This window comes from Streptomyces sp. bgisy159 (assembly GCF_057707805.1).
This window is the reverse complement of the sequence record NZ_JBYIQX010000003.1, coordinates 59581-79989: the sequence shown is the minus strand read 5'-3', so window position 1 is coordinate 79989 and position 20409 is coordinate 59581. Positions and strand designations below refer to the sequence as shown.

Annotated in this window: 18 protein-coding genes; 11 read left to right on the top strand and 7 right to left on the bottom strand. The window is 71.6% G+C overall.

Annotation, left to right across the window (positions count from 1 at the left end; all coding sequences use genetic code 11):
* Position 1: 1 nt before the first annotated feature.
* From AC3ET3_RS04275 to AC3ET3_RS04265, 3 genes are all read right to left on the bottom strand, one after another.
* A complete protein-coding gene (locus AC3ET3_RS04275; RefSeq protein ID WP_432157985.1) occupies positions 2-151 on the bottom strand; it encodes a hypothetical protein in 150 nt (49 codons plus the stop codon).
* 344 nt (positions 152-495) lie between these two features.
* Positions 496-1329: an EI24 domain-containing protein gene (locus tag AC3ET3_RS04270; RefSeq protein WP_435611651.1), complete on the bottom strand. Its 834-nt coding sequence runs from the start codon at positions 1327-1329 to the stop codon at positions 496-498.
* Positions 1330-1452: 123 nt separating this feature from the next.
* Positions 1453-1890: a MarR family winged helix-turn-helix transcriptional regulator gene (locus tag AC3ET3_RS04265; protein ID WP_432139262.1), complete on the bottom strand. Its 438-nt coding sequence runs from the start codon at positions 1888-1890 to the stop codon at positions 1453-1455.
* Positions 1891-1980: 90 nt separating this feature from the next.
* Between AC3ET3_RS04265 and AC3ET3_RS04260 the strand changes: the two genes are divergently transcribed.
* Together AC3ET3_RS04260 and AC3ET3_RS04255 are read left to right on the top strand one after the other, a co-directional pair.
* Positions 1981-2979, top strand: coding sequence for an NADP-dependent oxidoreductase (locus AC3ET3_RS04260; RefSeq protein WP_432139263.1), 999 nt, complete (start codon positions 1981-1983; stop codon positions 2977-2979).
* Positions 2980-3076: 97 nt separating this feature from the next.
* The gene (locus tag AC3ET3_RS04255) at positions 3077-3496 is read left to right on the top strand and encodes an organic hydroperoxide resistance protein (protein WP_432157978.1); all 420 of its coding nucleotides are present in this window, start codon (positions 3077-3079) and stop codon (positions 3494-3496) included.
* A gap of 66 nt (positions 3497-3562) precedes the next feature.
* Here the strand turns inward: AC3ET3_RS04255 and AC3ET3_RS04250 are convergent, their stop codons facing one another.
* Positions 3563-4714 (bottom strand): serine hydrolase domain-containing protein, encoded by a 1152-nt coding sequence (locus tag AC3ET3_RS04250; protein ID WP_432139265.1) that lies wholly within the window; start codon positions 4712-4714, stop codon positions 3563-3565.
* Positions 4715-4948: 234 nt separating this feature from the next.
* Positions 4949-5959, bottom strand: a complete 1011-nt coding sequence (locus AC3ET3_RS04245; RefSeq protein ID WP_435611650.1) for an SCO2400 family protein — start codon at positions 5957-5959, stop codon at positions 4949-4951.
* Positions 5960-6184: 225 nt separating this feature from the next.
* On the opposite strand from AC3ET3_RS04245, the gene AC3ET3_RS04240 reads away from it, so the two are divergent.
* The 9 genes from AC3ET3_RS04240 (at position 6185) to AC3ET3_RS04200 (ending at position 17837) form a co-directional block, all read left to right on the top strand.
* On the top strand, positions 6185-7348 hold the full coding sequence (locus AC3ET3_RS04240; protein ID WP_432139267.1) for a mandelate racemase/muconate lactonizing enzyme family protein: 1164 nt from the start codon (positions 6185-6187) through the stop codon (positions 7346-7348).
* On the top strand, positions 7345-8349 hold the full coding sequence (locus AC3ET3_RS04235; RefSeq protein ID WP_435611649.1) for a zinc-dependent alcohol dehydrogenase: 1005 nt from the start codon (positions 7345-7347) through the stop codon (positions 8347-8349). Before AC3ET3_RS04240 ends, AC3ET3_RS04235 begins: the two co-directional genes overlap by 4 nt.
* A gap of 119 nt (positions 8350-8468) precedes the next feature.
* A complete protein-coding gene (locus AC3ET3_RS04230; RefSeq protein ID WP_432139269.1) occupies positions 8469-9437 on the top strand; it encodes a hypothetical protein in 969 nt (322 codons plus the stop codon).
* Positions 9438-9581: 144 nt separating this feature from the next.
* Positions 9582-10688, top strand: coding sequence for a multiple monosaccharide ABC transporter substrate-binding protein (chvE, locus tag AC3ET3_RS04225; RefSeq protein WP_432139270.1), 1107 nt, complete (start codon positions 9582-9584; stop codon positions 10686-10688).
* A gap of 32 nt (positions 10689-10720) precedes the next feature.
* On the top strand, positions 10721-12271 hold the full coding sequence (mmsA, locus tag AC3ET3_RS04220) for a multiple monosaccharide ABC transporter ATP-binding protein (protein WP_432139271.1): 1551 nt from the start codon (positions 10721-10723) through the stop codon (positions 12269-12271).
* Entirely contained in the window at positions 12268-13509 is a 1242-nt protein-coding gene (gene mmsB / locus AC3ET3_RS04215; protein ID WP_432139272.1) for a multiple monosaccharide ABC transporter permease, read from the top strand. The genes mmsA and mmsB overlap by 4 nt, the downstream gene beginning before the upstream one ends.
* Before the next feature lie 55 nt (positions 13510-13564).
* The gene (locus AC3ET3_RS04210; protein WP_432139273.1) at positions 13565-14713 is read left to right on the top strand and encodes an aldose epimerase family protein; all 1149 of its coding nucleotides are present in this window, start codon (positions 13565-13567) and stop codon (positions 14711-14713) included.
* A gap of 119 nt (positions 14714-14832) precedes the next feature.
* Positions 14833-16620, top strand: coding sequence for a pyridoxal phosphate-dependent aminotransferase (locus tag AC3ET3_RS04205; protein WP_435611648.1), 1788 nt, complete (start codon positions 14833-14835; stop codon positions 16618-16620).
* Between the two features lie 443 nt (positions 16621-17063).
* Entirely contained in the window at positions 17064-17837 is a 774-nt protein-coding gene (locus tag AC3ET3_RS04200) for a GNAT family N-acetyltransferase (RefSeq protein WP_432157975.1), read from the top strand.
* 101 nt (positions 17838-17938) lie between these two features.
* Here the strand turns inward: AC3ET3_RS04200 and AC3ET3_RS04195 are convergent, their stop codons facing one another.
* Both AC3ET3_RS04195 and arfA read right to left on the bottom strand, forming a co-directional pair.
* Positions 17939-18598 carry a DUF4360 domain-containing protein gene (locus AC3ET3_RS04195; protein ID WP_432139276.1) on the bottom strand — a complete coding sequence of 220 codons (660 nt, stop codon included), beginning with the start codon at positions 18596-18598 and terminating at the stop codon, positions 17939-17941.
* Between the two features lie 173 nt (positions 18599-18771).
* The gene (gene arfA / locus AC3ET3_RS04190) at positions 18772-20295 is read right to left on the bottom strand and encodes an arabinosylfuranosidase ArfA (protein ID WP_435611647.1); all 1524 of its coding nucleotides are present in this window, start codon (positions 20293-20295) and stop codon (positions 18772-18774) included.
* Between the last annotated feature and the right edge of the window lie 114 nt (positions 20296-20409).

Sequence of the window (20409 nt, the reverse complement as noted above, 5' to 3'; positions counted from 1 at the left end):
ATCACTCGGCGGGCGGTACGGCGGCCACGGCCTCGATCTCGATCACCGCCTCGGGGCGGAACAGCCGGGGCACCTCGAAGGTCATGCTCGTGGGCGGGGTGCCGGTGAGGAACTCGCGGCGGACGGCACCGTGTTCGGGTAGGCCGTCGATGTCCGTGAGGTAGGTGCGGATGCTGATGATGTCGCCGAGGGCGCCCCCGCACGGGCGGTGTACGCGGCGACGCTCCGCGGCCGGGCGCGGGACGCGACGGCGGAGGAGTTCGTGGCGGCGGAGGGGTTCGTGGCGGAGCTGCGGGAGACGGCGGCGCGGGTCCGGCGTCCGGGCGACGGGCCGGCCGCACAGGCCGTTCCTCGCTCGTCGCGGTCGCCGGGTGCGACGGGGCCGGGACGAGGCTGACGCCGGGGCCGGGACGGAGCCGGGCGGACGCTCATCGCGGAGCCGGCGCCGGGGCGGTGACGGCCGGCCCGGTGACGACGGCTACGCGGGCACCCCGGTCACCAGGGCGAGTGATCCTTCGTGAGCGTGGGCGGGCTGTCGCGGTCGTCGCCGTCCGTGCCGTCGCCGGCGTCCTCGGGCTCCCCGGTCTCCTCGCCGAGCAGGTCGCGGGCCATGAGCGTGGCGCCCGCGACGGCGCCCGGCATCAGGAACACGGCGACGAACGGGACGAGGAAGGCGAGCGCCAGGGGCGTGCCGAAGCCCCAGACCAGGGTCTTGCGGGCGCGCAGCAGGGCGAGCCGGTCGCGCAGGTCGACGCGTCGGCGCTGCAGGGCCACCGCGGTCAGCTCCTCGGTGAGGAAGAACCCGGTGACGAAGAGCCCGACGACCGGTACGACGCTCTGCCCGGCGAAGGGGATGAACCCCGCGGCGAACAGCAGCAGCGCCCACAGCCCGGCCCGCGCCAGGATCCGCAGGCTGTCCCGGGCGGAGATCCACAGTTCGCGCCAGAGCGGCCGCCCGGACTGGGGCGCGGTGCCGTCGGGCGAGACGTCGCGGTCGACGGCCTGGGACAGGGCGTCGTAGAAGGGCTGGCCGACGAGCAGGGTCACGGCGGTGAAGGTGAGGACGGCGAGCAGCAGGCCGAGGACGAACAGCGCCGCGGTGAGCAGGCCGCGGAAGAGGCCCTGCCAGGGGCTGGCCCAGTCGTCGGCGAAGGGCGTCGCCCAGGCGACGAGGTCGTCGCCCCAGACGGCGAGCGCGACCAGTGCCGCACAGTAGAGCACCAGTGTGATGAGGGCGGGCAGCAGCCCGAACCCGTAAGCCCTGCCGTGCCGGGTCACCCACCGCTGGCCGGCCACCAGATGGCGGAAGCCCACCCCGAGATCGCGCATGGACGGAACTCTAGCGGCGCGCTGTTCGAGACGCCGCCGGCGGCGCCGGGTGACCTGACGCTGCTGTACCGGGCCCGTACGGCGCGGCAGCCGGGCGGGCCTGTAGGGCCGACGCGGCGCCGCTCAGGCGTCCAGCATCCGCCGCAGCAGCCCGCGCAGCACCTCGCGTTCGCCGTCGTCGAGGCCGGCCAGCGGTTCGCGGGCGAAGCGCAGGGACTCGCGCAGTTCCCGTGCCACGCGGCAGCCGTCCGCCGTCGCCGCGGCCAGCTTCACACGGCGGTCGGCCGGGTCCGGGCGGCGCTCGACCAGGCCGCGGGCCTCCAGGCGGTCGACGATGCCGGTGACGTTGGACGGCTCGCACTTGAGCCGCCGGGCCAGCTTGCGCATGGGCAGCGGCTCCAGGCAGAGCAGGCCGAGGAGCCTGGCCTGGGCGCCGGTCAGGGAGTGACCGGCGGCGGCCTCCTCGTAGTCGGCGTGGTAGCGGGCCACGACCTCGCCGATGAGCTCGACGACCTCCAGGGTCAGGGGGTCGGGGCGACGGGTCTGCTGGGGTGGGGCCATGGCTTCAGGATAACCGTTTACTTGACAACCTGAAATATTCACCTCCATGGTTGTTTCAGGTACTGAAGCAAACCGGAAGGCGCTCCCCCCATGAAGAACCGCGAGTGGCACCTGCTCAGCCGTCCCGTCGGCTGGCCCACCCCCGACGACTTCGCCCTCGTCGAGACCGAGGTCCCGGCGCCCGGCGCGGGCCAGGTACTGGTGCGCAACAGGTACCTGTCCGTCGACCCGTACATGCGCGGCCGCATGAGCGCCGCCAAGTCCTACGTCGCCCCGTTCGAGCTGGGCAAGGTGATGCAGGGCGGCGCGGTCGGCGAGGTCGTCGCCTCCGAGGCGGAGGGCATCGCGGCCGGCGACCACGTCCTGCACTTCTCCGGCTGGCGCGAGTACGCGGTGATGGACGCCCAGCACGCCGTCAAGGTCGACCCGCAGGCCGCGCCGCTGTCGACGTACCTCGGCGTGCTCGGCATGACCGGCCTGACCGCCTACGCCGGGCTGCTGCGCACCGCCGCCTTCAAGGAGGGCGACTCGGTCTTCGTCTCCGGTGCCGCCGGGGCCGTGGGCAGCCAGGTCGGCCAGATCGCCCGGCTCAAGGGCGCCTCCCGGGTCATCGGGTCCGCGGGCTCCGCCGAGAAGGTGAAGCTGCTGGTCGAGGAGTACGGCTTCGACGCCGCCTTCAACTACAAGGACGGTCCGGTGAGCGAGCAGCTGCGGGCCGCCGCCCCCGACGGCGTCGACGTGTACTTCGACAACGTCGGCGGCGACCACCTGGAGGCGGCCATCGGCTCCCTCAACGAGGGCGGACGGATCGCGGTCTGCGGCATGATCTCGGTCTACAACAACACCGAGCCGGCGCCCGGCCCGCGCAACCTCGCGCGGCTGATCCAGACCCGCGGCCGCATCGAGGGCTTCCTGGTCGGCGACCACTACGACCTGCAGCCGCAGTTCGTGCGGGAGGTCGGCCCCTGGGTCGCCTCGGGTGCGCTGAAGTACCGCGAGACGGTGGTCGAGGGCATCGACAACACCCTGGAGGCGTTCCTCGGCGTCCTGCGCGGCGACAACACCGGGAAGATGATCGTCAAGCTCTGACTCTGGCCCCATCTTTCCGTCATGCGGTAAGTTCTTTCCGAAATCCGCCGTCGATCGTGGGCGCGAGTCGGCGGCGGGCCGAGGAGGAGACCACCGCATGCCCCTTCAGCAGTCCGACGTCCTGTACACCGCCGTAGCCACCGCCGAGAACGGCCGCGACGGCCGCGTCGCCACTGACGACGGCAGGCTCGACATCGTCGTGAACCCGCCCGCCGAGATGGGCGGCAGCGGCGCCGGCACCAACCCGGAGCAGCTGTTCGCCGCCGGCTACAGCGCCTGCTTCCAGGGTGCCCTGGGCGTCGTGGCCCGGCAGGACGGCGCCGACGTCACCGGCTCGACCGTCACCGCCAAGGTCGGCATCGGGAGGAACGACGACGGCTTCGGCCTGGTCGTCGAGATCTCGGCGCACATCCCGAACGTCGACGCCGAGACGGCCCGGACCCTGGTCAAGAAGGCCCACCAGGTCTGCCCGTACTCCAAGGCGACGCGGGGCGACATCAGCGTGACGCTCGCCTGACCGCGTTCGTTGCGTACGACGGAGGCCGCACCTTGGACGTGGGGTGCGGCCTTCCACCGTGCGCGGTCAGCGGACCTGCGCCGCCCGGTGCACCGCCGCCACGAACCGTTCGTTCTCCGGTGCCGCCCCGCCGGGAAACACCGTCCGGCGACGGGTGTACCCGTAGGCCAGCCCGCTGCGCGGGTCCGCGAACGCCTGCGAGCCGCCGGCCCCGCTGTGCCCGAACGCGCCGGCACCGAGGAAGGGGTACCAGGTCTCGGCGGTCGCCTGGAAGCCGACGCCGTACGCCTTGTGGGCCCGCAGGACCAGGTCGTACCCGACCGAGTGGATCTGCCCGACCTCCGCGACCGTGTCCGGCTTCAGCAGCGGGGGCCGCCCGTCCACCTCGTCGATCGCCGCCGCGTACATCCCGGCGAGGCCGCGCGCGGAGGCGACGCCGCCCGCCGAGGCCGGTCCCTTGGCGCGCACCGTGCGGGAGTTGGCGTGGTCCGTCAGGTCCGCCGGGTCCGGCACCTGGGTGTTGAACGCGATCGAGCCCAGGGTGTGCGGGCCGCTCGGCACCGCGTCCAGTTCCGCCCGCTGCCGGGGCGTCGGCGCCATCGGCTGCACGGAGCGGAAGCGCGGCTCGTGCGCGGCCGGCAGTCCCAGGAAGAAGTCCAGGCCGTACGGCGCCCGCACCCTGTCCTCGTACAGCTCCTGCAGCGTGCGGCCGGTCGCCCGGCGCACCACCTCTCCGGACAGCGCGCCGATGACCAGCGCGTGGTAGCCGAACGCGGTGCCCGGACGCCAGAACGGCCGCTGGTCGGCGAGCCGTTCGGCCAGCGCCCGGTCGTCGGCCAGTTCCTCCCGGCTGAATCCGGCGTCCACGCCCACCACCCCCGCGCGGTGGGCGAGCAGGTCGCGCAGGGTCAGCTGGCCCTTGCCCTCGGCGGCGAACTCGGGCCAGTAGTACGTCACCCTGCGGTCCAGCTCCAGCGTGCCGTCCTGGACCAGCAGCGCGACGACCAGATGGGCGGCGCCCTTGGTGGACGAGAAGACGCCGTACAGGGAGTCGGGTCCCACCCCTTGCCCCGCCCAGAGGTCGACGACCCGCCTGCCGTGTACGTAGGCGCACAACTGGCCCTCGTAGTCGGGCCGTTCCCTCGCCACGAACGCGGCGAACTCCTCTCGCACCGCCTCGAAACCCTCGACCACGGTGCCGTGGATCTGCTCTGCCATCCGCTCTCCTCACCCAGACCGCTGCTTGCGCGTCCCATCATGATCAAACCCTGTGCGACCCGCCGACACGTCCCTGGGGCTCGCCCCCACCTGGGTGGTGCCCGGCATGCCGAGGTCGTGAGCCGTCTGAGATCGGTACGGCGAGGTGTACCCGTTCGACTCAACTGCGGCGAGGAGGCGTTGGTGTCACCGATAGCCCGGATGGCGTAGGCCGGCGGGCGGGGACGCCCGGGTTCAGGTGCACCACCACAGGAACCGGTCGCAGGTCTGCGACGGGGACGGCTTCGGTGACGGGGACGAGGCGGGCGGGTCGCCGGCGGTGGGGGTGGGGTCCGGGGCGGGGCCCGCGGTGGCACCGGGAGCCGTCGGGGTGGTGCCGGGTGCCGTCGCACCGGTGTCCGCGCCGGAGTCGTCGGACGGCGACGCGGAGGCGCTGCGCGAGGCGGAGGCGGAGGCGGAGGGGGACGCGGAGTCGGAGGCGGACGGTCCGGCGGAGACCGGGGTTCCGGAGGCGGCGTCCCGGGGGCTGTCCTGCGGACCGGGCGAGGTGCCCGGGGCCGTCGCGTCGTCGCCGTCGATCTCGGCGGACTCGCCGCCGTTCGTGGACGGGTTCGGGGAGGAGAACCCCGGTGCGTCGATGCCGAGTTCGGCCAGGCTGAGGCCGCCCGCCGCGAGCACGAAGCCGGCGGCGACCAGCGCGGCCCGGCGGCGGCGCCTTCGGTGTGCTGCGGCCTTGCGGTCGCGCCGGGCGGCGCGGGGGCCGGGCGGCTCGTCACAGTCCTGCTCCGCGTCGCCTCCGGCTGCCGGTGACGGGTCCGGCCGGCCTTCCGGGTCCGGACCGGCGGACGTGGCCGGGCGGGGGGACACGGCCGGATCGGCGGGGGCCGCCGGGGCGGCGGCTGCGGTCGGGGCGGTGAAAGCGGTGGGACCGGTGGATGCGGTGGGGTCGGTGGGTGCGGTCGCGTGGGCGGGGGCCGCCGGGTCGACGGGGGCGGGCACGGTACCGGACCGGTCGCCCGGGTACTCCGCGGCCGGCTCCCGCACCGCCTGCGCGGGCACCCTCGGCGCGTCCGCCGGGTGGGCCTCCTGCGCGTGGGACACCTGCGCGTACCCCGCCCCCCGCGATTCTCCGTACGCGTACGCGTACTCGGGCGCGTACGCGTGCAGCGCTTCGGAGGGGGTGCCGCACCCCGGGCAGGCGAGGGCGCCGTTGAGGTGCCTGCGGCACGGGTGGCAGTAGTCCATGACGCGGGAAGACTAAGTTCCGGACCGGCGGGGTTCCTAGCGCCGCCTGTGAAGGTTGTGTGGGAAACGATCGGCTCCGCCGGGGTAATGCCGCCGAAACTGTCGAAACCGTTATGTGTTCGACCCATTGACACCCCCCACCCGCCATCCTTACTGTCACGCCAGCATTTCGAACGTGTGACGAAATCTCGAACAGCGTCGACGAAGCAGCGAGGGACAACTGCCGTGCGCATCACCGGAATCAGCACTCATGTGGTCGGGACCCCCTGGCGGAACCTGACCTATGTCCAGGTGCACACCGACGAGGGCATCACGGGCGTCGGTGAGACCCGGATGCTGGGTCACACCGACGCGCTGATCGGCTACCTCAGGGAGGCCGAGACGAACCACATTCTGGGCTCCGACCCGTTCGCCCTGGAAGACCTGGTCCGCCGGATGAAGTACGGCGACTACGGCCGTGCGGGTGAGATCGTGATGTCGGGCATCGCCGTCATCGAGATGGCCTGCTGGGACATCAAGGGCAAGGCGCTGGGCGTGCCGGTGTGGCAGCTGCTCGGCGGCAAGGTGACCGACAAGGTCAAGGCGTACGCCAACGGCTGGTACACCACCGAGCGGACCCCGGAGGCCTACCACAAGGCCGCCCAGGGGGTCATGGAGCGCGGTTACCGGGCGCTCAAGATCGACCCCTTCGGCACCGGGCACTTCGAGCTGGACCACGAGCAGACCCTGTACGCCGTCTCGCTGATCGAGGCCGTGCGCGACGCCATCGGGCCGGACGCCGAGCTGATGCTGGAGATGCACGGCCGGTTCTCGCCCGCCACCGCCGTCCGGCTGGCCAAGGAGCTGGCACCGTTCAAGCCGGCCTGGCTGGAGGAGCCCTGCCCGCCGGAGAACCTCAAGGCGCTGGAGAAGGTCGCCGCGAAGGTGGACGTCCCGGTCGCCACCGGCGAGCGCATCCACGACCGCATCGAGTTCCGCGAGCTCTTCGAGAGCCAGGCCGTGGACATCATCCAGCCCGACGTCGGCCACATCGGCGGCATCTGGGAGACCCGCAAGCTGGCCGCCACCGCCGAGACCCACTACATGCTGGTCGCCCCGCACAACGTGGGCGGATCGGTGCTCACCGCCGCCTCCCTCCAGGTCGGTTTCACCTCGCCCAACTTCAAGGTCCTCGAACACTTCAACGACTTCGCCGACGCGGAGATCAAGAAGGTCGTCAAGGGCGCCCCGCAGGTGGACCCCGAGGACGGCTGCTTCCACCTCTCCGACGCGCCGGGCCTCGGCGTCGAGCTGGACGTCGACGCGGCGGCCGAGTTCCCGCAGCAGCAGGCCCGGTTCGACCTGTGGGCCGAGGGCTGGGAGCAGCGCAAGCCGAAGGGCACCAAGTGAGCTCCGAGGTCCTGGTCGAGGCGCCCGGCGAGCACCGGCTCGTCGAACACACCCCGCGCGAGCCCGGCCCCGGCGAGGCGCTGGTCGGCGTCCACGCGGTGGGGATCTGCGGCAGCGACCGCGAGGTGTACCAGGGCAACCGGCCCGAGGGGTACGTCCGTTACCCGCTGACGCCCGGCCACGAGTGGTCCGGGACGGTACGGGCGGTGGGCGCCGGGGTGCCGGCCTCGCTGGTGGGCCGCAAGGTGGTCGGCGAGGGCTTCCGCAACTGCCAGGTGTGCGACCGCTGCCACGCCGGCGAGACCACGCTGTGCACGGACGGCTACGAGGAGACCGGGTTCACCCAGCCGGGGGCCATGGCCGCCACGCTGACCCTGCCGGCCCGGCTGCTGCACGTGCTGCCGGACGACGCCGACCTGACCGCCGCCGCGCTGCTGGAACCGGCCGCCTGCATCGCGGCCGCCGCGCTCAGGGCGGGCGCCCGGCCCGGCGAGCGGGTCGCGGTCGTGGGCACCGGCACGCTGGGCATGTTCGCCGTGCAGTTCCTGCGGGCGGGCTCGCCCGCCGAGCTGCTGGTGGTGGGCACCCGGCGGGACCGGGAGGCGCTGTCCCGGCGGTTCGGCGCGACGGACTTCCGGACCAGGGACCAGGAACTGCCGGGCGACTTCGACGTCGTCGTCGAGACCGCCGGGTCGGCCTCCGCGGCGCGGACCGCCGCCGGTCTGCTGCGGCGCGGCGGGCGGCTGGTGCTGACCGGCATCCCGGCGCCGGGCGCGGAGGGTCTGGACCCGACCGATCTCGTCGTACGGCAGCTGGAGGTGCACACCGTCTTCGGGGCGCCGCCGGATGCCTGGTCGCACACGGTACGGGTGTTCGCCGCCGGGTTGCTCGATCCGCTGCCGCTGGTCACCCACGAGCTGCCGCTGGCCGAGTTCTCGGAGGCCATCGAGCTGGTGGGGTCCGGCGATCCGAAGGTGGGCAAGGTACTGCTGCGTCCCTAGCCGCACGCCCGCGCGGGGCCGCCCGCCCGACAGCCCGGCGCCCGCGCCGGCCCCCTCCGTAGCCCCCCGCACCCTGAGCCGCGAACCTCGTCCGATATATCGAACACTAAGGACACCCTGTGACCGACGCTCCCGTTACGGCAGCCCGCAGGCCCGGCGAGCAGGCGCTCGCCGCGCTCGGCCTGGGCGGGCCCGCCCTCGACCCCGCCGACGCCTCGCCCCACTCCTTCCCGGGCGGCGGCCGCTGGCGCACCGAGATCCCCTCGTGCGAGGGCCCCGAGGCGCTGGCCGTCGTCCTCAAGGAAGCCTCGCGGCTCGACGTGCCGATCCACCGGATCAGCCAGGGCAGCGGCGTCTGGATGCTCACCGATGCCGAGATCACCGAGATGGTGGAGGCCACCGGCGAGCGGGACATCGAGCTCTGCCTGTTCACCGGGCCGCGCGGCACCTGGGACACCGGCGCATCGGTGCGCACCGACTCACGCGGGGCCGGGCTGCGCGCCCGGGGCCACGACGCCGTGGCCGGCTGCGTGGAGGACGCGGTCCGGGCGACCGAGCTGGGCGTCCAGTGCCTCCTGGTCGCCGACGAGGGCGTGCTGTGGACGCTGCACCGGGCGCGGGCGGCCGGGATCCTGCCGGCGGACACCACGCTCAAGGTGTCCGCGCTCATCGGGCCGGTCAACCCGGCGTCCTTCGCCGTCTACGAACGACTCGGCGGTGACTCGATCAACGTGCCCAGCGATCTGACGCTGGACCACCTCACGGAGATCCGCAGGGTGTCCGCGGCGCCCATGGACATGTACATCGAGGCACCCGACGATCTGGGCGGATATGTCCGGATGTACGAGGTCGCCGAGCTGATCCGGCGGGGTTCCCCGCTCTACCTGAAGTTCGGCCTGTCCAAGGCCCCGGGGATCTATCCGTACGGCCACCACATGCGCGAGCTGACGCTGTCCACCGCGAAGGAGCGGGTGCGGCGCGGCCGGCTGGCGCTGGACCTGCTGGCCAGGCACGGAGCCGACGGCGACATGGCGCCGCTCGGGTCCCGCAGGCCGGGCGAGCTGAGGCGTTTCGAAACGTCCGCATAACGTTTCGAACACCACGGCTTCACAAAAGCAGACGCAGCCCAACACAATCCCACACACGCCACCTCGGTCCTCCCGCCCGGCCCTCCGACAGCCCCCGAACCACCCGGACCGAACCCCGCCCCACCCACATCAAGGATGATGATCATGCGTACTCGCAGAGCCGCCCTCGCCGCCATAGCCGGAGCCGCCTCCCTCGCGCTCACCCTGACCGCCTGCGGCCAGAACAGCGAGGGCGGCAGCAAGGAGGACAAGGGGTCCGCCAAGGGCGGCACCATCGGCATCGCGATGCCGACCAAGTCCTCCGAGCGCTGGATCGCCGACGGCAACAACGTCAAGAAGGACCTGGAGTCCAAGGGCTACGAGACCAAGCTGGTCTACGGCGAGGACGACCCCGACCAGCAGGTCTCCCAGATCGAGAACCTGATCACGCAGAACGTCAAGGCGCTGATCGTCGCCGCGATCGACAACAAGTCGCTCAACAACGTCCTCAAGCAGGCGAAGGACGCCGGCATCCCGGTCATCGCGTACGACCGCCTCATCCTCGGCACGCCGAACGTCGACTACTACGCCTCCTTCGACAACAGCAAGGTCGGCGAGCTCCAGGCGAACTACATCGTCGACAAGCTGGGCCTGAAGGACGGCAAGGGCCCGTTCAACATCGAGCTGTTCGCCGGCTCGAACGACGACAACAACACCAAGTACTTCTTCAACGGCGCGATGAGCGTCCTGAAGCCGTACATCGACAGCAAGAAGCTCGTCGTCAAGTCCGGCCAGACCGAGATCAACCAGGTCACCACGCTGCGCTGGGACGGCGCCACCGCCCAGCGGCGCATGGACGACATCCTCACCAAGTCGTACCAGAGCGCCCGCGTCGACGCGGTGCTGTCGCCGTACGACGGCATCTCCATCGGCATCCTGTCGGCGCTGAAGTCGGACGGCTACGGCTCCGGCTCCAAGCCGCTGCCGGTCGTCACCGGTCAGGACGCCGAGCTGGCCTCCGTGAAGTCCATCATCGCGGGCGAGCAGACGATGACCGTCTACAAGGACACCCGCGAGCTGGCCAAGGTCGCCTCGAACATGGTCGACGCGGCGCTCAACGGCAAGACGCCGGAGACCAACGACACCAAGACCTACGACAACGGCGCCAAGGTCGTCCCCGCCTACCTGCTGAAGCCGGTCAGCGTCGACAAGACCAACTACACCCAGGTCCTGGTCGACGGCGGCTACTACACGGCGGACCAGCTCAAGTAAGCGTCGGCCCTTACGGATTGGAAGGCACGACCATGGCGGGACCCGTCCTGGAAATGCGCTCGATCGTCAAGACCTTTCCCGGTGTCAAAGCGCTGTCGGACGTCACCCTGACCGTCCGGCAGGGCGAGGTCCACGCCATCTGCGGGGAGAACGGCGCCGGCAAGTCCACCTTGATGAAGGTGCTCTCCGGCGTCCATCCGCACGGCAGTTACGAGGGAGACATCCTCTTCGAGGGGGAGGTCGTCCGCTTCCGGGACATCCGGGCGAGCGAGCAGCACGGCATCGTCATCATCCACCAGGAGCTGGCGCTGTCGCCCTACCTCTCCCTCGCGGAGAACATCTTCCTCGGCAACGAGCACGCCAAGGGCGGCTTCATCAACTGGCGCGAGACCCTGCGGCACGCCACCGAACTGCTGCGCCGGGTCGGCCTGGACGACCACCCGGAGACCCGCGTCGCCGACATCGGCGTGGGCAAGCAGCAGCTGGTGGAGATCGCCAAGGCGCTGTCGAAGAAGGTGAAGCTGCTCATCCTCGACGAGCCGACGGCGGCGCTCAACGACGAGGACAGCGGCAAGCTCCTCGACCTGATCCTGGAACTGAAGACCCAGGGCATCACCTCGATCATCATCTCCCACAAGCTCAACGAGATCCGCCGGGTCGCCGACTCGGTGACGATCCTCCGCGACGGACAGACCATCGAGACGCTGGACGTCAAGGCGCCGGAGACGACCGAGGACCGGATCATCAGCGGCATGGTCGGCCGCGACCTGGAACACCGCTTCCCCGAGCGCACGCCGCACCACCCCGAGGAGGGCGCGGCCCCGGCGCTGGAGATCCGCAACTGGACCGTGCACCACCCGATCGACCAGCACCGCAAGGTCGTCGACGACGTGTCGCTCCAGGTGCGGCGCGGCGAGATCGTCGGCATCGCCGGGCTCATGGGCGCCGGCCGCACCGAGCTGGCGATGAGCGTCTTCGGCCGCAGCTACGGCCGGTACGCCGGCGGCACGGTCCTCAAGGACGGCCGGGAGATCCGCATCCGGAGCGTCGCGGAGGCGGTCGGGCACGGCATCGCCTACGCCACCGAGGACCGCAAGCACTACGGCCTCAACCTCATCGACACCATCAACCGCAACATCTCGCTGACGGCCCTCGGCAAGGTGGCCAGGCGGGGGATCGTCGACGAGCACGCGGAGCGGCAGGTCGCCGAGGAGTACCGCAAGTCCATGAACATCAAGGCGCCGACCGTCTTCGAGCCGGTGGGCAAGCTGTCCGGCGGCAACCAGCAGAAGGTCGTCCTCAGCAAGTGGATCCACGCCGGTCCCGACGTGCTGATCCTCGACGAGCCGACCCGCGGCATCGACGTCGGCGCCAAGTACGAGATCTACACGGTCATCGACCAACTGGCCGCGCAAGGCAAGGCGGTCGTCTTCATCTCCTCCGAACTGCCCGAACTGCTCGGCATGTGCGACCGCATCTACACCATGTCCGCCGGGCGGCTGACGGGCGAGGTGCCCCGGGCCGAGGCCACGCAGGAAGTGCTGATGCGCCAGATGACGAAGGACAAAGAGGTAACGCGATGAGCACCGAACTGACCAAGATGCCGGCGTCGGCCCCGCCGGGCAGGGACGACGGTCCGGCGGGCACCGGCCTGCTGCAGCTGGTCGTGGCCAACCTGCGCGGCAACATGCGCCAGTACGGCATGCTGATCGCGCTCGGTCTGATCGTCGCCCTGTTCGCGGTCTGGACCGACGGCCAGCTGCTGCTGCCGCGCAACGTCTCCAACCTGGTCCTGCAGAACGGCTATGTGCTGATCCTCGCGATCGGCATGATGCTGGTGATCATCGCGGGTCACATCGACCTGTCGGTGGGTTCGGTCACCGCGTTCATCGGCGCGTTCGCCGCCGTGCTGACCGTCGAGCACAGCGTGCCCTGGCCGGTCGCCGTCGTGCTCTGCCTCGCCATGGGCGCGGTGGCGGGCGCCACCCAGGGCTTCTTCGTCGCCTATCTCGGCATACCGTCCTTCATCGTCACCCTCGCGGGCATGCTGATCTTCCGCGGCTTCACGGAGATCCTGCTGGAGGGCCAGACCCTCGGCCCGTTCCCCGGCGGCCTGCAGAAGATCGGCAACGGCTTCCTGCCCGAGGCCGGCCCGAACACGAACTACCACAACATCACCCTGCTGCTCGGCCTCGCCGTGATCGTCTTCGTGGTGCTGCAGGAGGTCCGGGACCGCCGGCGCCAGCAGGAGTTCACGCTGGACGTCACCCCGCTCAACCTCTTCCTGCTCAAGCTGACGATCATCATCGCCTCGGTCCTGACGATCACCCTGCTGCTCGCCAGCTACAAGGGCGCCCCGATCCTGCTGCTGATCCTCGGCGTGCTGGTGGTCGGCTACGGCTACGTCATGCGCAACTCCGTCTTCGGCCGCCACATCTACGCCATCGGCGGCAACCTGCCGGCGGCCAAGCTGTCCGGTGTGAAGGACAAGAAGGTCACCTTCCTCGTCTTCATGAACATGGGCGCGCTCGCGGCCCTGGCCGGTCTGGCGATCGCCGCCCGGCTGAACGCGGCCTCCCCGAAGGCCGGCCTGAACTACGAACTGGAGGCCATCGCCTCCTCGTTCATCGGCGGCGCGTCCATGAGCGGCGGTGTCGGCACCGTCCTCGGCGCGATCATCGGCGGTCTGGTCCTCGGTGTGCTGAACAACGGCATGAACCTCCTCAGCGTCGGCTCCGACTGGCAGCAGGTCATCAAGGGCCTGGCCCTGTTGGCGGCGGTCGGCTTCGACGTGTGGAACAAGCGCAAGTCCGGTTCGTAAGTCAGCTCGGGCCCCGCCGGAGACGGCGGGGCCCTTCCTCCTCAGGAGCCGCTACATGGAACTGAACAGACGCACGGTCATCGCGGGCGCGGCGGCGGCGGGGCTCGCCGCGACCACACTCGGCGGCACGGCCCACGCCCACGGCGGCCGGACCCCGGTGAAGACCCTCTTCGGCACCCTCGCCGACGGCACCAAGGTGTACAGCTGGTCGCTGGCCAACGGCGGCACCCGGATGCGGGTGCTGTCCTACGGCGGCATCGTGCAGTCCCTGGAGATCCCGGACCGGCGCGGCTGCCACGCCAACGTCTCCCTCGGCTTCGACACCATCGAGGACTACGTCGCCTCCAGCCCGTACTTCGGCGCGCTGATCGGCCGCTACGGCAACCGGATCGGCAAGGGCCGGTTCACCCTCGACGGCACCGCGTACCAGCTGTCCGTCAACGACGGCGACAACAGCCTGCACGGCGGCGCCAAGGGCTTCGACAAGCGGGTGTGGGACGTCGAGCCGTTCACCAAGGGCTCCGACGTCGGCCTGCACCTGCACTACACCTCGGTCGACGGCGAGATGGGCTACCCGGGCACGCTGAGGACGAAGGTGACGTACACCCTCACCCGGCACGGCGACTGGCGGATCGACTACGAGGCCACCACCGACAAGGCCACCGTCGTCAACCTCACCAACCACGTCTACTGGAACCTGGCCGGCGAGGGCAGCGGCACCGTCGAGGACCACCAGCTGAAGATCGCCGGCTCCCGCTACACGCCGGTCGACTCGGGCCTGATCCCCACCGGCGAACTGGCGCCGGTCGCGGGCACCCCGTTCGACTTCCGCCGCGCCAAGCGCATCGGCGAGGACCTGCGCGAGGCCCACCAGCAGCTGCTGTACGGCAAGGGCATCGACCACAACTGGGTCCTCGACAAGGGCCTCTCGCCGCGCCCGGAGTGGGTCGCCACCCTCCGCGACCCGTCCTCCGGCCGCACCCTGCGCATCGCCACCACCGAGCCGGGCCTGCAGTTCTACTCGGGCAACTTCCTCGACGGCACGCTGGTCGGCTCCGGCGGTCGGATCTACCGGCAGGGCGACGCGCTGTGCCTGGAGACCCAGCACTTCCCGGACTCGCCGAACCAGCCGCACTTCCCGACCACCGTGCTGCGGCCTGGGCAGACCTACCGCTCGACGACGGTCCATTCGTTCAGCCGCTGAGCCAGAAGTCAGCGATTCGTCATATGAGTCGACCGGTGAGTTGAACGGCGTCACACCGGCCTCCGTATAGACCGGTGGCCCGCGCTCCCCCGCGCGGGCCACCCAGAACCGGAGGTTCCATGGCCGACAACGTCACCTCGCTGTTCCGCGGCACCGCGGCGCACAGCCCGTCCATGGCGGCGCTGACGCGGGCGGCGGGCGACGGCTCCGGCCCGATCGACTTCTGCATCCCGGTCAACCCCTACTTCCCCACCCCGCAGATGTGGGACGCCATGGCGGCCCGCCTGCGCGACATCGTCACGTACTACCCGAGCGGCGCCGACACCATCACGGCCGAGCTGTGCAACCTCCTTCAGCTGCCGCCGCAGGCCGTGGCGATGGGCAACGGGTCCACCGAACTGATCACCTGGATCGACCATCTGCTGGTCCGGGAGTCCGTCGCCGTCCCCGTGCCGACGTTCGGCCGGTGGACGGACCAGCCGATGGAGACCGGCAAGCGGGTCGACATGTTCCCCTTGCAGGAGTCCAGCGGCTTCGCCCTGGACCTCGCCCAGTACGCCGAGTTCATCCGCAGCCGGGGGACCCGGGCGGCGGTCATCTGCAACCCGAACAACCCCGACGGCGGCTTCCTGCCCAAGCGGTCGGTCGTGCAGTTCATGGACGCGATGACCGACCTGGACCTGGTGGTCGTCGACGAGTCGTTCCTGGAGTTCGCCGACGCGGAGGCCGAGCCCAGCGTCGTCCAGGAGGCGATGATCCGGCCCAACGTGATCGTGCTGCGCAGCCTCGGCAAGAACTTCGGGCTGCACGGCGTGCGCTTCGGCTACCTCGTCGCCAATCCGGCCCTCGCCGGGCGGATCCGCTCGATGCTGCCGAAGTGGAACCTGAACTCCTTCGCCGAGCACGTGGTGTTCATGCTGCGCGAGCACGGACCCGAGTACGCGCAGAGCCTCCAGCAGATCCGCCGCGACCGGCTGGACATGACCGCCCAGCTGTCGGCACTGCCCGGTCTGACGGTCTACCCCTCCCAGGGCAACTTCCTCTTCGTGCGCCTGCCCGTCGGCGCCGAGGGCACCGTGGTGCGGGACCGGCTGCTCACCGAGCACCGGATCCTGGTCCGCGAGTGCGGCAACAAGATCGGTTCGTCCAGTCGCTTCCTGCGGCTCGTGGTGCGCCCCCAGGTGGACGTGCGTCGCCTGGTGTCCGGCCTGGAGCAGGTGCTCTACGAGACCAGGAGGGGAGCCGCCGTGCCCGAGCTGGGCACCGGGACCAGCTACAGCTCGGGCACGGCGGCGGTGGACCGCCTGGTCGGCGCCACGAACGGCGCGGGCCTGCGCGGCCTCGCCGCGCCGGACGCCGGCGCCACGGCCCCGGGTTCCGGCCCCGGCCTGCCCCTGCCGGCGGCCGCGGCGGCGCCCGCACCGGCCGGAGCCTCCCCCTACCCCACGCCCACCCCTGCCCCGTCCCCGGCTCCTGCTCCTGCTCCTGCTCCTGCTCCTGCTCCTGCTCCTGCCCCGATTCCAGCTCCCGTCCCGGCCGCCGCGGCCCCGCCTCCGGCCCCGGCGCCCGCCTCGCCCCCGTCCATCGGTGCCGGGGTGCCCATGCCGGCGGCGGCACAGACGTTCCCGCCCCCGGCGCCGGCCCCTGCTCCCGCCCCGCTCGCCGCCCCGGCGGCCGCCATGGCGCCGGGGGCCTCCCCGGCGGCCGGTCTGGCCCCGGCCGCGCAGATGACCCCCGTACCGGCCATGACCGCCGCCCAGGTGCCGCTGTCCGGGCCCACCCCGCCGGGCGTGCCGGCCCGGGGCGGGCTCACCGCCGCGCAGGTGCGCGGCACCGACGGGCTGACTCCGGCCCCGGCGACCGGCTGGCCCAACGCGGGCAGCTGGCCGAACGCGGCGGGCGCCTGAGCGAGGGCCGAGGACGGCGGGTACGCCGTCCTGCCCGCCGTCCCCGGATCGCCGTCCCCGGACCGCCTCGCTCAGACCGCCTCGTCGCCGCCCGGAAGGAGTTCCCGGCGGCGGGAGCGGGCGGGCGGACCGGCCCGTGGGACCGCGCCCTGCCCAACACCCGCCTTCTTTCGAAACTCTCGAAACTCCGGTGGTCCCCGGACCCCCGAAATGCCGTTGTGCGCACGGCGGGCGGTGTGGGAGAGTCCAGCGACCTCGATCTCCCGGAAGGCGCCGCCCGGCGCCCCTACCTCCCCGAAGGACTGAAGCCGATGGTCCCGGCGTCCCGCAGCGGCCGCCGTCGGCGCTGAGGTGCCCTGGCTCTGTTCCGCCTCCTCACGGCGGCCGCATCACTCGATCGCTCGCGCATCCTTCCTTTCGCGTCACGTGAGGACATCACCACCGTGGACATCGACGTCCAGACCTTCGCCGTCGCCAACCTGCGCCGCCGCCCCGAGGTGGCCGAAGTCGGCGGTTTCGTCGTGGGGTTCGACCCCGCGACCACCAGCCCCCACATCAACTACGCCTCGCCGCTGCCCGGCGCCGACCCCACCGACCGGGACGTCACCGCGCTGATCGGGGCGTTCCGCGAGCGCGGCCTCACCCCCCGGCTGGAGTTCGCCCCGAACGCCGCCCCGTGTGTCGAACCCGCCCTGCGCCGGGCCGGGTTCACGACCGAGGCCGTGCACGAGTACCTGATCTGCACCCCGGACACGCTGACCGCGCCCGACGACGGCCCGGAGGTGATCGCCCCGCGCAGCGACGCCGACTACCTGGCGATCGACGCCGCCCTCGCCGAGGCGTTCGGCGGCGAGTTCCCCGCCTCCGCGGAGGGCGCGGCCCGGTTGCGCCGCACCGAGCAGGGCGGCGGGGCGGTCCGCTACGTCCGCTCCCCCGGCGGCGGCTGCGCGGGCGCGGCGATGTGCTCGGCGCCGGCCGTCGGCACGTCCGAACTGGCCGGGGTGGGCACGCGCCCCGCGTTCCGGGGCCGCGGCACGGCCGCCGCGGTCACGGCGACGCTCGCCCGGACCATGTTCGACCGGGGCAACCGCTCGGTCTGGCTGGAGTACTCGGGCGAGGGCTCGCGCCGGGTCTACGAACGGGTCGGGTTCCGGCCGCGCGGGAAGCGGCTGTACGTGATCCTGCGGGCGGCGGTGTCCGGTTCCGTTCCCGACTGACCGTCGGCTCGGGAGCCCGGGAGCCGGATCCCCTGCCGTGGGCGCCACGAAGGCCGCTGAGGGCGAGCCGAGCGGGTCCGCTCGGCTCGCCGGGGCCGGTGTCAGCCCGTCTTGCCCGGGCACTCCTTCCAGGCCATGTGGTAGACGGTGCTGATGTCGCCGTCCGTGGAGTCCATGGTCATGAAGCTGACCTTGTCCGCGGCGGTCGTGCCCGCGTTGACCCGCAGCTCTGTGTTGATGTTGAAGTTGCGCAGCACTCCGCAGGGGGCCCAGACGAGCTGGGCCCAGTCGGTGGTGTCGGTGGCCTGCCAGTTGTCGTTGTAGGGGCCGTTGAAGACGTGGCTGCGGAACGCCGTCTGGGACGAGCCCTGGAAGTAGTACGAGGCCCGCTGGGTTCCGCTGGCGCCCTGCTGGAGCGCGGCGAAGCCGCGGTAGTCGGCGCTGGCGATGGCGTAGGTGAAGCCCTGCGGGACGTGGACGACCAGGTTGAGCTGGCAGTTCCGGCGGAAGGCGGTCGGGGAGGAGTTGCCGCCCGCCTGGGCGAGGTAGTCGCTGTAGGTGACCGTGAACGCCGTGTTGTCCTCGGAGACGGCGACGGCGGCCGTCCCGGCGGGACAGCCGGAGCCGTTCACCGTGGCGATGTCGATGACGATGCGGTCCGGGGGCGGGTCGTCGAACACGGGTGAGGAGGCGGGCGCGGAGGTCACCGCCGTGGTGAGCAGAGCGGCGAGGGTGCCGCTCAGCAGGAGTCCACCGGTCATGGGCTCTCCCAGGGTGTGAGTGGGGGGTGGCTGGTTGCGCTCCCGGCCGCACGGGACCCGTGGAGATCCACCGGGATCCGTGGGGATCCTGTGAAGGCAGGGAGCGTTGGGCATCGTAGAGAGCCCCGGCCGGTGGGGGTCAGGGGCAACTCCAGCCATTCACACCGTGTGTTTCACAGCATCTGCCCCAGCCGGATCACGTTCCAGGACAGCGGCTCCAGCGTCGCCTTGAGGGTGCCGTCCGTCAGGGTGGTGCCGGGGACCGGGTGCGGGGTGACGCGCTCCGGGTCGGCGAGGGTGTTGCGGGCGTCCGGGTCGGCGTCGGCGAGGGCGGTGTGCTCGACGACCCGGGTGAGGCGCGGATCGCCGAGCACCACTTCCAGCGGGAGCGGTTCGCCGCGGCCGCGGTTGACCGCGAACACGGTGACCGTGCCGTCCTCGGCGCGGACCGCCGTGGCGTGCAGCAGGTCCGTCTCGCCGTACTTCGCCGTCCGGTACGTCGGTGAGTCGACGCGGACGTCGAGCACCTCGCCCCGGCCGTGCCTCGACGCCTGCGCGAAGGGGAAGAAGGTGGTCTGACGCCAGGCCGGGCCGCCCGGCTCGGTCATGATGGGCGCGATGACGTTGACCAGCTGGGCGAGGCAGGCGACCGTCACGCGGTCGGCGTGCCGGAGCAGGGCGATGAGCAGGGAGCCGAAGACCACCGCGTCCGTGACGCTGTAGTTGTCCTCCAGGAGGCGGGGGGCCTCCGGCCAGTCGTCGGGGTCGTGGGCCTCGGCGTGGTCCTCCCACCGCGACTGGTACCAGACGTTCCACTCGTCGAAGGAGAGGTTGATCCGCTTCTTGGACTTCAGGCGGGCGCCGACGTGGTCGCAGGTCGCCACGACGTTCTCGATGAAGGACTCCATGTCGACGGCCGAGGCGAGGAAGGAGTCGACGTCGCCGTCGTGCGGCTCGTAGTAGGCGTGCAGGGAGATGTGGTCGACGAGGTCGTACGTCTCCTGCAGGACCGTCGCCTCCCACGCGGCGAAGGTGGGCATGGACTGGCCGGAGCTGCCGCAGGCGACGAGCTCGACGCGCGGGTCGATCTGGCGCATCGCGCGGGCGGTCTCGGCGGCCAGCCGGCCGTATTCCTCGGCCGTCTTGTGCCCGGTCTGCCACGGGCCGTCCATCTCGTTGCCGAGGCACCACAGCCGGATCCCGAAGGGATCCTTGTCGCCGTGCGTGACGCGCAGGTCGGACAGGGCCGTGCCGGCCGGGTGGTTGGCGTACTCCAGGAGCTCCAGGGCCTCGGCGACGCCCCGCGTACCGAGGTTGACGGCCATCATCGGCTCGGCCTGCGGGCCGGCCTTGCGCAGGAAGTCCATGAACTCCGACAGGCCGAACCGGTTGGTCTCCGTGGAGTGCCAGGCGAGGTCCAGCCGGCGGGGGCGGGCCTCGGCGGGGCCGACGGAGTCCTCCCACTTGTAGCCGGAGACGAAGTTGCCGCCCGGGTAGCGGATCGCGGTCACGCCGAGTTCCCGGACCAGGTCGAGGACGTCGGTGCGCAGGCCGTTGTCGTCGGCGGCCGGGTGGTCCGGCTCGTAGATGCCGGTGTAGACGCAGCGGCCGAGGTGCTCGACGAAGGAGCCGAAGAGGCGGGGGTCGACCTCGCCGACCTTGAAGGCGGGGTCGAGGGTGAAGCGGGCGGTTCGCATGGTGTCCTTCCGGGTGGTGGGTCTGCGACGAAGGGTCACGCACGTTGGTTCGAGATATCGGATCTCGCCCGTAACTTCGAACGGGACCGTAGATTCGATCCGGCCGGACGTCAA

What these genes read in the sequence shown, in the direction of transcription:
- AC3ET3_RS04270 (WP_435611651.1), bottom strand. Translation starts at nt 1,329, where the DNA reads ATGCGCGATCTCGGGGTGGGCTTCCGCCATCTGGTGGCCGGCCAGCGG.
- AC3ET3_RS04265 (WP_432139262.1), bottom strand. Translation starts at nt 1,890, where the DNA reads ATGGCCCCACCCCAGCAGACCCGTCGCCCCGACCCCCTGACCCTGGAG.
- AC3ET3_RS04260 (WP_432139263.1), top strand. Translation starts at nt 1,981, where the DNA reads ATGAAGAACCGCGAGTGGCACCTGCTCAGCCGTCCCGTCGGCTGGCCC.
- AC3ET3_RS04255 (WP_432157978.1), top strand. Translation starts at nt 3,077, where the DNA reads ATGCCCCTTCAGCAGTCCGACGTCCTGTACACCGCCGTAGCCACCGCC.
- AC3ET3_RS04250 (WP_432139265.1), bottom strand. Translation starts at nt 4,714, where the DNA reads ATGGCAGAGCAGATCCACGGCACCGTGGTCGAGGGTTTCGAGGCGGTG.
- AC3ET3_RS04245 (WP_435611650.1), bottom strand. Translation starts at nt 5,959, where the DNA reads ATGGACTACTGCCACCCGTGCCGCAGGCACCTCAACGGCGCCCTCGCC.
- chvE (WP_432139270.1), top strand. Translation starts at nt 9,582, where the DNA reads ATGCGTACTCGCAGAGCCGCCCTCGCCGCCATAGCCGGAGCCGCCTCC.
- mmsA (WP_432139271.1), top strand. Translation starts at nt 10,721, where the DNA reads ATGGCGGGACCCGTCCTGGAAATGCGCTCGATCGTCAAGACCTTTCCC.
- mmsB (WP_432139272.1), top strand. Translation starts at nt 12,268, where the DNA reads ATGAGCACCGAACTGACCAAGATGCCGGCGTCGGCCCCGCCGGGCAGG.
- AC3ET3_RS04210 (WP_432139273.1), top strand. Translation starts at nt 13,565, where the DNA reads ATGGAACTGAACAGACGCACGGTCATCGCGGGCGCGGCGGCGGCGGGG.
- AC3ET3_RS04205 (WP_435611648.1), top strand. Translation starts at nt 14,833, where the DNA reads ATGGCCGACAACGTCACCTCGCTGTTCCGCGGCACCGCGGCGCACAGC.
- AC3ET3_RS04195 (WP_432139276.1), bottom strand. Translation starts at nt 18,598, where the DNA reads ATGACCGGTGGACTCCTGCTGAGCGGCACCCTCGCCGCTCTGCTCACC.
- arfA (WP_435611647.1), bottom strand. Translation starts at nt 20,295, where the DNA reads ATGCGAACCGCCCGCTTCACCCTCGACCCCGCCTTCAAGGTCGGCGAG.